This window comes from Salinivibrio sp. KP-1, from assembly GCF_000968645.1.
GTDB classification, from domain to species: Bacteria; Pseudomonadota; Gammaproteobacteria; order Enterobacterales; family Vibrionaceae; genus Salinivibrio; species Salinivibrio siamensis.
This window is the reverse complement of sequence record NZ_LAQR01000001.1, coordinates 465723-480162: the sequence shown is the minus strand read 5'-3', so window position 1 is coordinate 480162 and position 14440 is coordinate 465723. Positions and strand designations below refer to the sequence as shown.

Sequence of the window (14440 nt, the reverse complement as noted above, 5' to 3'; positions counted from 1 at the left end):
GCGTGCAAGTGCGCGCGGGCTTTTTTAATTGTATCGCACATAGGCCACCACAGTTTTGGAAGAACACAACATGACTGCCCCGACCAAAATCACCTTTTTCTCCACCTTAACGCCCATGGTGGCCGCCGGTGTTAAAACCATCACCATTCGTGATGAATCCGAAAGTCACTATCAACCTGGTTCGCGTGTCGCGGTGCATCAGCTAGAAACCGATCATTATGTGTGTGACATTGTAATCGACAGCGTTGTGCCGTTAGCGTTCGAGGACATTAATGCCCGCCATGCGGAACAAGAGGGAATGTCGCTGACTGATCTGAAGGCGCTGATTTTGCAAATCTACCCAGAACGCCCTCCGTTGTTTGTGATTGATTTTCATCTGGCTTAACAGCTCGCGCGCTCGCAGCGCGTGGACTGACAGTGCGCCATGAAAAAAGCGCCCGATAACACGGACGCATCGCGACGCTTGGTGATTTCTCAGACGATTTTGGGTTGACCATCCGAGGCGGTGGCGCCGCCATCAACGGGGAGGTTAACACCGGAAATAAATGATGCATCGTCACTGACAAGAAATGCGACCGCAGACGCGACTTCTTCAGGCTCTGCCGGACGACCTAGTGCGATACGTTCATTGAACTTTTCCCGCACCGATTCAGGCCAGCCATTGGTCATGTTGGTCTTGACCAAGCTAGGACAGACGGCATTAATACGCACGCCTTGAAGGCCGTGATCGAGTGCCATGGCACGCGTTAGGTTCGCAACCGCCCCTTTTGCGGCACAGTAAAAAGCCGCGCCCCAATCACCGCCTAGGCCTGATACTGATGCCGTGTTTACCATTGAACCTTTGGTTTTAATTAACTCAGGCATGGCGTATTTGGCGCAAAAAACCACACCATCAATATCTACTCCTGATACTTTCTCCCAGTCAGCCAGAGTGCCGTCAATGACCGAACCAGGCGTATGCACCCCAGCGTTATTGATTAGTATATCTAGCTGTCCAAAGTGAGACACGACGTCTTGAATCATCGCTTCTACCGCTTTTGGATCTGACACATCGACAGAGAGCTTCAAGACGCGATCAGCATCGTACTTTGCTGCAGTGTCATTTAATGCCGCTTGGTTCCAGTCTGCAATGGCCACTTTGGCACCTTCTTGATAGAGGCGGTCGGTAATGGCTGCGCCAATGCCGTTGGCTGCGCCAGTAATCAATGCGACTTTTTGGTTAATACCTTTCATTGTGTTCTCCTTTTTATCTGATTGTTCAAGCAAATACTGGGTCCATACTGCCGGCCTCACGAGGGGCCATTAGCTTGTAGTTGTCACTGTAATCAACAGGAATTGCGATCACTGCGGGTCCTTCGGTGTCCATGGCTTGCTTCAATTGACTGGCAAGTTCTTCTTGGCGAGTGACCGCAAAGCCTTTGGCGCCAAACGCTTCGGCGTAGGCCTTAAAGTCAATCGGGCCAAATTTCACACCGGAAAAGCGCTGATATTTTTTGACCTCTTGCATCTCTACCATGTTGTAGGCGTTGTCCACCCAAATAATGTGTAGCAAGTTGCATTTGAGGCGCACAGCAGTTTCAAGCTCCATGCTTGATTGCATAAACCCACCGTCACCGGAAACGGACACCACTTTGCGATCGGGATTGAGCAAGCTAGCACCAATTCCCCAAGGAAGGGCGACGCCCATGGTTTGTTGACCGTTCGAGACCAACAATTGACGGGAACGGAAGCAGTTGAGGTAACGGGCAATCCAAATGTGGAAACTACCCATGTCCAAGCACAAGGTTGTGTCTGGGGTGATCACATCCTGCATCACTTTGATTAGGTGTAACGGATGCAAAGCAAACTCTTGGTGTGATTGGCTGTAGGCACGGATCGCTTGGCGTTGGTGAGCGACTTCTTCGAGCACATCGACGGTGGTAGATGGCATCAGCCAGTGATGATCGAGCTGCTCGGTGAGTGCTTTCAGGGTAGGCTCAATTTGGCCAACGAGCTCAACGCTGGGGCGATAGTAATGCTCGATTTCCGCAGGCTCGACATCAATATGCACGATGTCTGTGTGTTGGGTATTCCAAAGTTCAGGATCGTATTCAATCGGGCTAAAGCCAATGGTGATGATAAGGTCTGCATCTGCGAGCAATAGATCACCGGGCTGGTTGTTGAACAAACCCACCCGACCCGCAAAGCGCTGGTAGTAGCTGATATCAACAGTACCTGCGGCCTGATAGGTGCCGAGAACGGGTAATTGGGTACGGTTAAGCAGAGCACGAATAGCGGCGGCATTCTCGGGGCGACTGGCTTGTAAACCTAGGAGGAACACCGGATTTTTCGCTGCTTTGATTTTATTGGCTGCCTCGCTGATGGCTCGCGTATCTGCCATGCCGGGCTGCGCGGGGAAGGTCGGTGCGAGGATATCACTTTCAACGGGTTCGTTGAGAATGTCCATGGGCAGACTGACAAAGGCAGCGCCGGGGCGGCCGCTTTCTGCTGAGCGGAAGGCATTGGCAAGGATCTCAGACGCAGCAGTGCTGGCTTGAACCTCGGCGCTGTATTTGGTGACGGAGCGGAATACGCTCACTGTATCAAGGCTTTGGTGGGTTTGTTTTTGTTGATCGGCCCGTTTTACCGCACCCCCTAATGCGACCAAGGGATCGCCTTCTGAGGTTGCGGTTGCCAGACCGGTGACCAAGTTGGCACAGCCTGGGCCAGAGGTCACCATAGTCACACCCGCCTTACCGGTTAGACGGCCGACGACGCCCGCCATAAAGGCGCCATTCGCCTCGTGACGAATGGGGATCATCTTGATGTTGGTGTCTTCAACGGCGTCAAAGAGACGGTCGATTTTGGCGCCAGGAATACCAAAAATGTATTCTACACCTTGTTGTTCTAGGTGATTTGCGATCAGTTGTGCGCCATTGTCCCACTGTGTTTTTGTAGTCATGTTGGGCTCCTCGTGAGGTTGTCTCCCAATGGGAGGTGATATTATTTTTCTGCTTGTTCGATAGCGGCGTGTATGTTGTCCGAGGTTAAGTTCGCGTCGAGGAAGCTGGCATTGGTCGGAAGATCAATCACCAGTTTAGAGACCCGCCCAATTTGCAAGGTACCACAAGCCAATTCGTAGTCTTGGACATGGCCACCGCCTTGGCGTGTGTCAGTGATAAAGTGCTCGTGATAGCCAGCGACATTGATCCCTTGGGTATATTGTGGGCTGCGGAAGCCAGCAATCACGCCATTAACATGGTCAAAGCGAAACTCAGGTTGTGCAGCGATGGCCTCAAGCATAGGTTTGTACGGCGGAGTTTGTTTGGGCACAGTGCGAGTGCGCACATGCTCAAAGGCGCCATCGATACGAACCGCACAAAAAATGTTATCGCTTGGTACCAAGCTATCGATGACATCATGCAGCTCTTGGCGCGACATGGGGTGATCAAAAGATTGGCTGATCTCTGGCTTGAAGAAGGTCATGACCGCAAAGGGGGTCTTTTGGTCCGGGTCGGCATGACGCGCCGAGCCATCACCGCGCAGCTGAAATATGGTTTTATCAAAGGCGATGAGCTCACCGTCAAGTTGGTTGAATGTGCCGAGGCCGAAGTCGCCATGTTTGAGGAGATCGGCCATGGTGGTGTCGCCTTCATAGACGCCATCAATCAAGGCACTCATCAGGGAGGTTTGATAGATTTCGCCTTCACCCGTGTGTTGGTGATGTTCAACGTAGGCGGCCGCAATGTGCTCGGCACAGTGACAGGTTTGGGTGCTCATAAAGCGTCCTCGTTAACCGTGTTTAACGACCGTTCTGATAATCAAACGGTTCGTTGCGTGAAACCTATAGTTATGATGCGAGCTGACGTGAATAGCATCCAATACAAAAAAGGTTGGCTTTGATATCGAAAAGATATGGCACATAAAAAACGTGGTAAGATACTGAATATCAGAGACTTCTCAGAGGCAGGGTCATGGAGCTAAGGTATTTACGGTATTTTGTAACGGTGGCAGAGTGCCAACACTTCACCCGCGCAGCCGAAAAATTGGGCATTGCGCAACCACCACTGAGTCAACAAATTAAAAAGCTAGAGCAAGAGGTGGGCGTGCCTTTGTTTGAGCGTTTGTCGCGTGGGGTGGCGCTAACGCCGGCCGGTCAGGTGCTTTATGATGATGCGGTGAAAATCTTGGCGCAGTTGGATCACGCCGTGCAGCGGGTCAAACAAGTGGCGCGAGGAGAGCGGAATCAACTACGGCTTGGGTTTGCCAGCTCGACAGTGGTGAGCCAAGCCGTGTTAGAACTGGTTCGGCGATTACAGCAAGCCCATCCAGAGATTGATTTTCAACCAATAGAGCTGCCCATGCCTTCTTTGGTGGAAACCTTGCGCCAGCAGGATGTCGATCTCGCCTTTCTTCGCCTGCCGTGTTATGCCAGTGAACACGTGGCGCACACGCCGCTGTTTCCTGACCCGTTTAAGCTAGTGGTGCCTGCTAATCATACCTTTGCTAAGCAGCAAAGCGTGACGTTGTCACAATTAGGCGGTGACCCGATTATTCTGTTTCCGCGTGATATTGGCCCAGGGTTACATGATGCTTTGGTGGATGCCCTAAAAGGGGCAGGACTGGCGCCCTCGAATGCCTCGTTGGCACCGCAGTTACATTCGGCAACAGCGATGGTGTCAGCGGGGTTTGGGATTGCCCTAGTGCCTGAATCATTGACCACACAGCTGAGCGATCATGTCGCTGTCGTCGCGGTTGAAGATATGCCGTTAGTCAGCCACGTCGTACTCGCGTGGCAGCGCACCAATACCGCTCAGGGTGTACGTCGGTGTATTCATACTGCACGTGAACAAAGTGAACGGTTAGCGTCAGAGGCCTTCATGGGCGACTAAGATTGCTGAGCTGCACGTTGCAGAAATTCCAACTGCATTCGCTCTTGCTCACTCATTTGATAGGGCTCGTCGGATAACTGTCCGGTGTCAAAAACACCGAGTGAATAATGATCCTGTGGGCTGATGCCAAATTGTGCCCGCTCACCGGGATAGCCCGACATACGCTCAATCACCACGTCTTTCAGTTGCCATTCATCGTCATAGCCACGCATCGAGGCTCGAAAAGCGCGTAGCTCTAGCGTTTGCTCGCCCTCACTGAGGCGTGTCTTATTGGTTAATACCGCAACGGGTTGATCGTCAGCAGTAAATAGATTAGCACGTACCCGATAAATACCGTCTTTGTCGATATCCAAAACGAGCGGGATAACCATATCCGGCCCGCGGCCGAAAACTGGCTTCACCCCTTTCACTTCCGCAATGGGCTGATAAAGACGAAAGTCGGCGGTGAGCACATCGTCGCCCCCATCAAAACTGAGGGCTGCTTTAAGGCGAAGCTCGACAGGCCAATCGGCTTCGGGCTCAATGTTCCACTGTGTATCTGTGACATCGAGGTGGGTCAATTCCCGATTAGCCTGGACATCAATGACCGACAAAGTCGCGTGATTAAAAGAGGCAGGAGTGACCAGTGAGGCTTGGATATTTTCTGGATAAAAGTAGCGGTATTGGTTGAGCTTTAGTGCCGCTTTCACTGAGCCATCGAGAATTGGTATTGGGGTCGAGATATGTTGATTCCAGTGTAAATACGGGCTTTGTTTTGATGGAATGGGGATCGAGTAGTCGGGATGCTGGATTTGCTCTGCATAATCGGCGGCAATGTAGCTCAGTGTCGGCGCCATCGAGGTTTTCATCACATCGGGCTCGGCAGGTTGAGCTTGTGCTTTGTGGCGCGTGGTATCAGGAAGGGAGGAGGCGGCTTCACGCATATCCGGGGGGGAAGGTGTGTGGCCACGTTCGGTTGTCGTTTGATGTGTCAGCGTGTCTGATGCATCTAGCCATAAATACGCTGTCGTTCCCATTGATACGACCAAGGTTACTGCGAGCAGCAGTCTAGTCATAGTAATCCCTAATTAATGTGTTACAGCCACGGTAGCACAGGAAAGAAAAGCGAATAAATCCAACCTGCTGCCCTTATCTCGATGAAAGGGCAGCTTTGTTAATCACGTCACAGCCTGTCCGAAATCATTGTGGGAGAGCATGAACCAGCTCCGACAAGGTGTCACGGTCTGAATCACGGACATAACGGTACTTCTTACCAAACCAGCCATCTTCGTCAATGGTCTCGACAGCGATACGAGACTGATCGCCGAGCTTAAGCTCAGGATCGGTGGCTGTTACTTTGCCTTTATGCCAAGGATTAAAGATAGTCAGATGGCTATACTTATCGCCCATCAATAGCGGGTAGTGTGAGGGCATAAAGCGTCGAACCCCTTTGTGGACATAATCTAATTGGCCATCAAACTCAATGGCGGTTGAACAACTATCAAATGCATCGACATCGGCGGCACCACAGGCCGAGTGGGCGGCGACCACGCCATCGTCGCTGCCTGGTATAAAGGGTGATGTCGCCCCTAAGAAGTCAGAGCCATTGCCCACGAAACGAATACGCGGTACACGGTTATCAGGCCACATGGCGAGTTGGCGCGCGTTTGCCACTTTCAAGTCGTTCAGTACGCCGATATTGTCTTTGCTGGGGAGTTGTCCCATCCACAGTGACACGGCTTTTTTCATCGCATGATTTAGCCAACCACCACCTTCAGCAACATTCACCGCGATGTTGGCCAGTTCAACGCCGCCGCCTGCGCCTGCAAAGTCAAAGGTGCCGACAATGTTGAGTGGCTCGAGCCCTGCGTTATTCAGCCAGTTTGCTTGGTTGTCTAACAGGTAGCGTGCCACCAAGTCGCCGGTAGAGTGGGTCACTAAAATGCAGCCGGACAGACAGGTTTTTTGCTCGGAAAGCGTTTTTAATGCAGGCCATAGATAGTCTGATGCAATCTTTCCTTCGATCCGCTCGTGAGCGGGCCAATCGACACGGGCATCAGCATGCTGTAACCAGTAGTTTTGCCAGTAGTCTGAACCATCTACGGCTACTTGATCACGATCTGGTCGGCTTTGTAGTTGATCGGGTTGAAAGCCATGGATTAAAACGACTTTGTAGGGTCCTATGGCTGCAAAACTTGCAGCAGAGAACAATGCAGAGAGGATGAAGAGTGTTTTATAAATATATTTCATTATTGTTGCCAACCTGTTTTGAGTAAACACTCAGTATTTATAGCTGATTATAAACTCATTGCCATAGTAATAAATGGGTCAGCAAAAGAAAATTTAAACGAAAAAAAGAAGAAAGCACCCTATCCATACCCTTGTTTTGTATAGTAAATGACCGTATTTTGTGTGAGCAGACATCAGCTGAACCCAGTATTAACCATATATTGTAAGGGGTTAATATTTTTATGAATAAACGGGTTAATCACATCATTTCTTGAAATGTGATCTTGTTTCTAAATAAAACGATGTTTATCGCACTAAATAACTGATTGTTTTATTATTAAAAGAAAAAACTATGATTTATTTCGACAATGTCGCAAGGAAACTCCACAACGATCACAAGTCAACTCGAATTGGATTTCGCGAGACGCTTGTCCTTGAGTGCCTTCTGCAGCACGCACCGCAAGCCGTCAGTAAGCAGACGCTGATCTGTTATAGCTGGGGGAGTGAGTACATTGGTCAGACGTCGCTGGCTAAATCAGTCAGTGCTTTGCGGCGCGCCTTGATCGCAATAGGTGCAGACGCTTCATTGGTGGTCACGGTCCCTAAGTATGGCTACCGATTAACACAAGGCATGATCGCTCATCATACCGCTGAGCCCGCATGTAGAGAGGTGGATGACGTTACGCCATTACCTCAACCTTCCCTCCCTCAAACAGGGCGATCCTCACACCCTAAGCCATCAAGTCCGGCTCAGCGTAAAGTGTCTCTCTACCGGCAGTGTTTGTTGATTGCGATAACACTATTGCTGTGCGTGGCAACAAGCGTGTTTGTGGTTGGAAAAATGAATGGATGGCGGTGGAGTGATTGGGTTCAGCGAGGAGGGTTAAATCAAAAGCGTGTTGGGGCGCTTTACGTGTTTTACCCGCCCGGTAGTGAGCTCGGCTTTTCTATAGAGCAATTTTTAACTCATAGCCAGTGTAACTGCCTTGTTTATATTGAAAAAAAACACAAGTACTCCACCTTTCTTTTTGTTTCAAAGCAGACCCATCGGAGCACTTTTATTCGATACTCTCCGCTCAATATTATTCATGCGACACAAAAAATAGATGAATTTCTTCAGCAGGAAAAATAATACGCTAGATTCATAAGCAACAACTAAATTTATTCTCATGCCTAAACATGATGTTCTTGATAGGCCAAAAAAATAGAGCCTTAACTCTATTTTCATCGCCAGCTTCCTCCTTTCTATTATTGAATGAAAATCACATTGAATATTTGGTGTTTTTTTGAATGCCTAGCGGTAACTTTATGAAGTTTAGGAGGAATTAATTTCAACGCTTTTCATTATTTTTTATTGAACCGTTATGAAAGGGTAAGGGCTGCGACGACCATGACAGTCGCACTATGACTCTTATTTAAGGTTCAATAAGGAATACGTCAAATGGCTAATACAATACGTGTAACGGCGCTCACTGTGTCCAGCCTATCAGTACTGGTTTATGCTGGGCTCGCGCAGGCAAATATTTATCCTGATCAAATTGTGCTCGATAACTTAGGTGATGACCAATGTCGCGCGAATTACCGCCCCCTTACTGCCGATGAAGCAAGCACACATCGTCATTTTCTGATGGATCGCATGGGACAGTGGCAGATTTCCGGCCTAGCAGATGATTGGGCCATTATGGGCAGTGGATACAACGGTGAAATCAAGCAATACGGCCAGACGGCCGATACTTGGTGTTATCCAGAAAACGATGAGGGCGAAATTCCTCATTATGCTGCCAAGAGCATCCCTGAGGGCACAGAACTTGATATCCAGTATGCACTCGTGAATAACCGCAGTGAATTTGTTAAACCACTGAGCTATCTCGCACATTATCTCGGTTATGCATGGGTAGGCGGCAACCACAGTGACTATGTCGGTGAAGATATGGACGTCTGGCGCTCAGGTGATAAGTGGCATATTCGCGGTAATAATGACGGGGGCTGTGATGGCTATCGTTGTAGTGATAAGACCACTATCACGGTCGATAATTTTGCTTATACCCTCAATGATAGCGATTTTTGGCACGGTGATGTGGTCGAGTCTGATCGCCAGTTAGTTAAAACTGTTTCCGCGGTAGCACGGAATAATACCGATATTGATCAGCAGGTTGTGGTCGATCTTAAAGTCGATGAATCCACCAGTTGGGAAAAAACCAACACCTATGGCTTTTCACAAAAAGTGGAAACTGAAAACAGTTTTGATTGGCCGCTGGTGGGTGAGACCAAGTTAACCATTTCTTTTGAGGCAAACCAAAGTTTTGCCAGCAGCAATGGCGGCGCGAGCAGCGAGCAAGTGACCTTGCAAGCACGTCCTTTCGTTCCAGCACACTCAGAGATCCCCATCCGTGTTGAGTTATATCGCTCAAGCATTTCGTATCCTTATCGCTTCGGCGCAGACATCAGTTATGACGTTAACTTTAACGGTTTCTTGCGCTGGGGCGGCAATGCATGGCACTCCCATCCAGACAATCGTCCTACACATGACCATACCTTCACCATGGGCCGCAGTAGCCAGCCGTCTGCCGATATTGCCTATCAGTGGCATCATCGTTATATCCCAGGTGAAGTAAAATGGTGGGACTGGAGTTGGGCCATTGAGAAATACGGCCTACAGAGTATGCAATGGGCAACAGGCAAAAGCTTACGTCCTTTCTACTCCCACGTATCTGGCGATTTCTATGCAGAGTCACAATACGCGGGCACCATCGAAGTCGGACAAGCGAAGTCGCAAACCTCTCGTCAAACGCGCAGTAAGCGGTCTGCGACGCCCATGGCAAGTCATGATAGCGCAAATGGGGTGGAGCTCATTTCCAACTTTGATTCGGATGAGTTGGCCGCACTCGGATTTGAAAATGCTGAACTGACGATTAAACCCGCTCAGTAAGCCGAAAAAGCAGGCAATCAGCAAACGTGCCGCACCCAAGAGGTGCGGCTTTTTTTCATGTGGCGGGTGGGGGAACGTCTCACTTCAAAATCTTGTTCTACAGTTGTAGAAGGTTGAACTCGGCGTCAAGGAGCCATAATGAAACTCTATTTACAAATCCTGGCCTTCTATTTGATGAGCGTTGCACCCACTTGGGCTGCCGATGTACTGCTGGTTCAGAGTTATCATAAAGAATACGGCTGGGATGAAAGCTATATCCGTGGGCTTGAAAGTACGCTTGGCGATGATGTGACGCTACATACTTTTGAAATGGATACTAAGCGCTTACCCAGGTCTCAGTTTGACGCGCAAGCAGATAAAGCGTTGGCGCTTTATCAAAAGATTAGCCCCGAGGTCGTTGTTCTTGGAGATGATAATGCGTTGAGCCATATGCTGCCGAGACTGAGAAACGAAGATATCGATATAGTGTTTTTAGGTATTAACTCCAATCCACGTCGATTAATGGCGAAATACGCCGGTACGGCGCGAGTCACTGGTGTGTTGGAGCGTCCCTTGTTTGCTCGCAGTATGAAAGAGATGAGCGAATTATTAGGGAAAGATCAAATGAAGGTAAAAATCCTCTTTGATGCGGGCACCACGGCGACGATTGCAACCGATCACATCGCCAACCAATATGAAGATTTGAAACAACAGCTGGGTATCGATGTGACCATCGAAAATCACCGCTTGTTTTCGTCTTGGAAAAACTCAGTAGAGCAATCCGATGATTACGACGCGATTGTGGTTGGTTTATACCAAATTATCCGCAATGAGTCGGACAAAGTGGTTGATGCCAATAAAGTGCTCTCATGGACTAATGAAAACAGTGAGACACCTTTGTTTGGCTTTTGGGACTTTTCGGTCGGGAAAGGCCAAACTGCTGGCGGGGTCGTGCTATTTGGCGAATCCCAAGGTATACAAGCGGGCAAATACGTCAACCGCGTGTTGGCGGGTGAAGAAGCCTCGGAAATTTCGGTTATTCATGGCAAAAAAGGGAGAGCCATTTATAGCGCCACAGAATTTGAGCGCTGGGGGCTGACTCCTCCGACACATTGGCGAAATATCGACTAGTTTGTCTGTCTCACTTGCCATTGAGCGTTTTTATATAGTGAGCGGGTGTGCCACCGTAAAGACTGTCAGGTGGCACGTCTTGTTTCACCACGGCGTTTGCTGCAATGACACTGCGTGCGCCGATCGTCACGCCTTGGCAGATCACCACATTGCCGCCAATCCACACATCGTCTTCCACCACGATGGGTTTGCACCAGGTCTCCCACGATCGGCGGCTTTGATAATCGAGAGAGTGAGTGGGAGTGTAAAACTGGGTATTGGGGCCAATCAGCACATGGTCACCGATAGTGATCGGAGCGCCATCGAGCATAGTGACATTCATATTGATTAAGCTATTGCTGCCAACCCGAATGGTCTCACCAAATTCACAATGGAACGGCGGTTGGATCACCGAACCTTCGCCGATAGCACTTAATAACTCGCGCAGCAGTTGCTGCCTTGTCGTCGTCTCTATTGTTTGATTGAATGCCAGTAAGGTTCGTGTGGCATGGTCTCGCCTGATATCAATGGATCCATCACTGTCATCGAAGACAAGTCCTTGGCACATTTTTTCCCATTCGGTCATGGTTTCTCCTTATTATTCGTGAACAGTGATACAAGACCAGTCATGACGGCATTATCTCAGTTTGTGGGAGCGTGAAAACAGAAATCATTCCTTAAGCGTTTTTCCTCTTTCTATTATTTTCCTCCTCCTATGGAAATCGAACAAAAAAGCGCCACTCGGCAGTGGCGCTTGGTAGCATTTGTTTAGTGTTTAGTGCTTAGCGATCAGCGAAAGTAAACACGCACATCGGTTTGGCTTCGGCTTCCATCGCCCGTTAGCAGCAGGTGCAGACGTTGCTGATCACGTAAATCGACCTCGATATACTGGTTGCTGCCCGGCACGTCTGAAACGGCTTGATTTTGTGCTTGCGTTGGCCAGTAATCCTCGGCGGCGAATACGCTCAGATCGCCCGCGTCACCATCCGCCATGACCCACACTTGTGCTTTGGTTGCGCCTTCAGGCACATCGGCATACAGGTAACGACGTTGATAAACGCTGATGCTATTGGGACTCGCGACGTTAAGCTGAGCCGGGCGCAAGTCATCGGTGCCAGCCGGTGTTTCAGGCTGTGGCTCTGGCGTTGGCTCGGGATCGACTTGGCCTTCCGCATTTACCGCGACGGTGACATCGGTAAAGTCTCCACGTCCGGTGACACTTAAGGTATAGCGGCCTGGTTCTACATCATTAAGCGTCACGGTTTCATGACTGGTTTGGTTCCACTCGGTGGCATCAAAATCGTAATAGTGTGCTTGACGACCTTTCGCCACGTAGAGATCCGCGTTTCCTTGCCCCGCAATGCTAAATGTAAGCGCATTGGCAGGCTGGGCAATATCAATCTGATACAGGTGCTCACTGTACGCTTGCCCACTAATGGTGACCGTTTGTCCCAATGATAGCGTTGTTACCTCTGGCTGCTCTGGCTCTGGCTCTGGCTCTGGCTCTGGCTCGGGGTCAGGGTCTGGACGTGGTGGTTCACCGCCACCGGTATTATCCAAAGTGTTCAGCCACTGCGCAAAGGCCTGGTCATAACGATGGCCATAGTCTTTGACTAAATTTGCCCACTGCTCGAATTTCCCGGTACGCCCGGCTTCAAGCAAGGTTTCTACAGCCTCTGGATGCTGTTCAAACAAGAAGCGTACCGCCAAATAGCCCCAGCGATATACGCGGTTCACATCATGCTGGTAGGTGGTGGCAAAGACTTCACTGAGTGAATAGCCGCCTTCTTTGCCTAAGCGTATGGCGTCGGCATAGTTGTCGCCATGGGCCATATACTCCGCAAAGCCTTCAAGCCACCACACCGTGTGACCGTGGCGAAGTACGTCGTTGAAATCGCCGTACATATTAAAGCGGCCATCCAGATAGTGAACGTACTCGTGCTCAAGGTTCCAAATGGAAAGCGATTGGCCATTATCATTACGGTACGCGATAAAACGGGCTTGGTTATCTGGATCGGCAGGGTTACCTTCTAAGTATTGGCCGCCATTGTCCGTCGAGTTACCAAACAAAAATGAGGAATAGGTTTTGTAGTCGGACGGGTTATCAAATACCACGACTTCAACACTGTCGTTTAGATCATCGGCGACGGCCTGATAGCCTGAGTTCACGGTTTGATGGAAGGCGACTTCTTTTTGATGCAGGCTTTCGCATGCTTGTTGCGATTGGGCCTGTGTCATGCTTTGTGAGCGAATGATCGCCGGGCCTTCACATTGGTGGCGATAAGGTACCACTTTGGCTTCCAGTGTCGCTTTGGCGTCAGACAGACCTAATTCGGTCATTTTATCGGGGGCGTAAGCATCCACCATTTCTACCATGCCTACCCAAACCGCGTCGTTTTTGCCGCCCAGTGGGAAACGGGGTAACAGGTCGCGATAATGACTCATCACACGATCTCGCACGCTGGCTTGTGGCGCCATCAATAGCCGCCCCATTTCACGGACGGTATTCGACACCAATAGTGCACCGTGCTCGCTGTTGGACAGTTGTGGGTTATCCAACACGAATTGATAGAGACGGTCAATCAATGAGAGATCGGCAGCAAGCTCGTCATAAAAGGCCTGACGTGATTGGTGGCCTGCCATGGCACGGAAAAGGTTATTCAGTGCATCCGCGTAACGGCGTTCATGTAAGCGATCTTGCCTGAGGTTTTCAAGTAGTTGAATTTGTAGGTCCAAAGTTTGCGGTAAACGCTTGATGCTATCGGCCATCAGCGTTAAGCCATGCAAGGCATCGGTTTGGGCGCTACCTTTTGCCGTTGCGTAGGGTGAGCGCAAAAAAGTATTGATGGCATCCGCAAGGCGGTCGTCTAGTGCGTCCGAAAAGTCGGCGTTCGCTTTATCACTATAAAAGCGAACATAGTAGGCGGCGCGCACATACTCGGCTAAGTTAGCAATTTGGCGGGCTTGGCTGTCATCCCCTTGATAATTGGCAATGGTCTGCGCGAGGCGCTGCGTCACTTTGTTTACAAAGGTTTCTTGGTAGACGTTGTGATATCGAATAGACGTGGTGTCGTACCAGCTGGTAAAGCAACTGCGTTCAGCACTCATAATGGCTTGGAGCGGCATGTTACTGGCCGCTAAATCGGCAATGTCACATTGAGCATCAGCCCATGCACTGGTGCTACTAAAGGCAGCAAGCGCAATGAGTGCCGATAGAGTTTTGGGTCGGGAAGGAAATAGTGTATACATTTCAAGCTCCTAGATATGATTAGGCGGAGCCGTTATAACGATTTTCCCGACACTATTGGTTTAATCAGCCTAAAAATTAGGGCTTGGTTCCGTT

The 14440-nt window shown here is 49.8% G+C and carries 12 protein-coding genes; 5 read left to right on the top strand and 7 right to left on the bottom strand.

What is annotated here, in order from left to right:
• Positions 1-70: 70 nt before the first annotated feature.
• Positions 71-385, top strand: a complete 315-nt coding sequence (gene yqfB, locus WN56_RS02140; protein WP_046073399.1) for a N(4)-acetylcytidine aminohydrolase — start codon at positions 71-73, stop codon at positions 383-385.
• Between the two features lie 89 nt (positions 386-474).
• Here the strand turns inward: yqfB and WN56_RS02135 are convergent, their stop codons facing one another.
• The 3 genes from WN56_RS02135 to budA are packed head-to-tail and all read right to left on the bottom strand — an operon-like array spanning position 475 to position 3759.
• Positions 475-1233: an SDR family NAD(P)-dependent oxidoreductase gene (locus WN56_RS02135; RefSeq protein ID WP_046073398.1), complete on the bottom strand. Its 759-nt coding sequence runs from the start codon at positions 1231-1233 to the stop codon at positions 475-477.
• Positions 1234-1258: 25 nt separating this feature from the next.
• On the bottom strand, positions 1259-2941 hold the full coding sequence (gene alsS, locus WN56_RS02130) for an acetolactate synthase AlsS (protein WP_046073397.1): 1683 nt from the start codon (positions 2939-2941) through the stop codon (positions 1259-1261).
• 41 nt (positions 2942-2982) lie between these two features.
• Positions 2983-3759 carry an acetolactate decarboxylase gene (gene budA / locus WN56_RS02125; protein WP_046073396.1) on the bottom strand — a complete coding sequence of 259 codons (777 nt, stop codon included), beginning with the start codon at positions 3757-3759 and terminating at the stop codon, positions 2983-2985.
• 194 nt (positions 3760-3953) lie between these two features.
• Here budA and WN56_RS02120 point away from each other — a divergent pair, with 194 nt between their 5' ends.
• Positions 3954-4871 carry a LysR family transcriptional regulator gene (locus WN56_RS02120; RefSeq protein WP_046073395.1) on the top strand — a complete coding sequence of 306 codons (918 nt, stop codon included), beginning with the start codon at positions 3954-3956 and terminating at the stop codon, positions 4869-4871.
• Here WN56_RS02120 and WN56_RS02115 read toward each other — a convergent pair.
• Together WN56_RS02115 and WN56_RS02110 are read right to left on the bottom strand one after the other, a co-directional pair.
• Positions 4868-5926 (bottom strand): hypothetical protein, encoded by a 1059-nt coding sequence (locus WN56_RS02115; RefSeq protein WP_046073394.1) that lies wholly within the window; start codon positions 5924-5926, stop codon positions 4868-4870. The genes WN56_RS02120 and WN56_RS02115 overlap by 4 nt on opposite strands.
• Before the next feature lie 124 nt (positions 5927-6050).
• Complete coding sequence (locus tag WN56_RS02110; RefSeq protein ID WP_046073393.1) at positions 6051-7100, bottom strand: hypothetical protein; 1050 nt, start codon at positions 7098-7100, stop codon at positions 6051-6053.
• Between the two features lie 331 nt (positions 7101-7431).
• Between WN56_RS02110 and WN56_RS02105 the strand changes: the two genes are divergently transcribed.
• From WN56_RS02105 to WN56_RS02095, 3 genes are all read left to right on the top strand, one after another.
• A complete protein-coding gene (locus tag WN56_RS02105) occupies positions 7432-8211 on the top strand; it encodes a transcriptional regulator (RefSeq protein ID WP_046073392.1) in 780 nt (259 codons plus the stop codon).
• A 309-nt stretch (positions 8212-8520) separates the two neighbouring features.
• Positions 8521-10008, top strand: coding sequence for an aerolysin family beta-barrel pore-forming toxin (locus tag WN56_RS02100; protein ID WP_046073391.1), 1488 nt, complete (start codon positions 8521-8523; stop codon positions 10006-10008).
• Positions 10009-10146: 138 nt separating this feature from the next.
• Positions 10147-11118 carry an ABC transporter substrate-binding protein gene (locus tag WN56_RS02095; RefSeq protein ID WP_046073390.1) on the top strand — a complete coding sequence of 324 codons (972 nt, stop codon included), beginning with the start codon at positions 10147-10149 and terminating at the stop codon, positions 11116-11118.
• 10 nt (positions 11119-11128) lie between these two features.
• On the opposite strand, the gene WN56_RS02090 is transcribed toward WN56_RS02095, so the two are convergent.
• Positions 11129-11683 (bottom strand): sugar O-acetyltransferase, encoded by a 555-nt coding sequence (locus tag WN56_RS02090; protein ID WP_046073389.1) that lies wholly within the window; start codon positions 11681-11683, stop codon positions 11129-11131.
• Positions 11684-11886: 203 nt separating this feature from the next.
• Positions 11887-14346 carry a M9 family metallopeptidase gene (locus tag WN56_RS02085; protein ID WP_046073388.1) on the bottom strand — a complete coding sequence of 820 codons (2460 nt, stop codon included), beginning with the start codon at positions 14344-14346 and terminating at the stop codon, positions 11887-11889.
• Positions 14347-14440: the final 94 nt, after the last annotated feature.

Excerpts from the sequence above, each read along its gene's own strand:
- alsS (WP_046073397.1), bottom strand. The coding sequence starts at position 2,941 with ATGACTACAAAAACACAGTGGGACAATGGCGCACAACTGATCGCAAAT.
- WN56_RS02090 (WP_046073389.1), bottom strand. The coding sequence starts at position 11,683 with ATGACCGAATGGGAAAAAATGTGCCAAGGACTTGTCTTCGATGACAGT.
- WN56_RS02085 (WP_046073388.1), bottom strand. The coding sequence starts at position 14,346 with ATGTATACACTATTTCCTTCCCGACCCAAAACTCTATCGGCACTCATT.
- budA (WP_046073396.1), bottom strand. The coding sequence starts at position 3,759 with ATGAGCACCCAAACCTGTCACTGTGCCGAGCACATTGCGGCCGCCTAC.
- WN56_RS02095 (WP_046073390.1), top strand. The coding sequence starts at position 10,147 with ATGAAACTCTATTTACAAATCCTGGCCTTCTATTTGATGAGCGTTGCA.
- WN56_RS02120 (WP_046073395.1), top strand. The coding sequence starts at position 3,954 with ATGGAGCTAAGGTATTTACGGTATTTTGTAACGGTGGCAGAGTGCCAA.
- yqfB (WP_046073399.1), top strand. The coding sequence starts at position 71 with ATGACTGCCCCGACCAAAATCACCTTTTTCTCCACCTTAACGCCCATG.
- WN56_RS02100 (WP_046073391.1), top strand. The coding sequence starts at position 8,521 with ATGGCTAATACAATACGTGTAACGGCGCTCACTGTGTCCAGCCTATCA.
- WN56_RS02105 (WP_046073392.1), top strand. The coding sequence starts at position 7,432 with ATGATTTATTTCGACAATGTCGCAAGGAAACTCCACAACGATCACAAG.
- WN56_RS02115 (WP_046073394.1), bottom strand. The coding sequence starts at position 5,926 with ATGACTAGACTGCTGCTCGCAGTAACCTTGGTCGTATCAATGGGAACG.
- WN56_RS02135 (WP_046073398.1), bottom strand. The coding sequence starts at position 1,233 with ATGAAAGGTATTAACCAAAAAGTCGCATTGATTACTGGCGCAGCCAAC.
- WN56_RS02110 (WP_046073393.1), bottom strand. The coding sequence starts at position 7,100 with ATGAAATATATTTATAAAACACTCTTCATCCTCTCTGCATTGTTCTCT.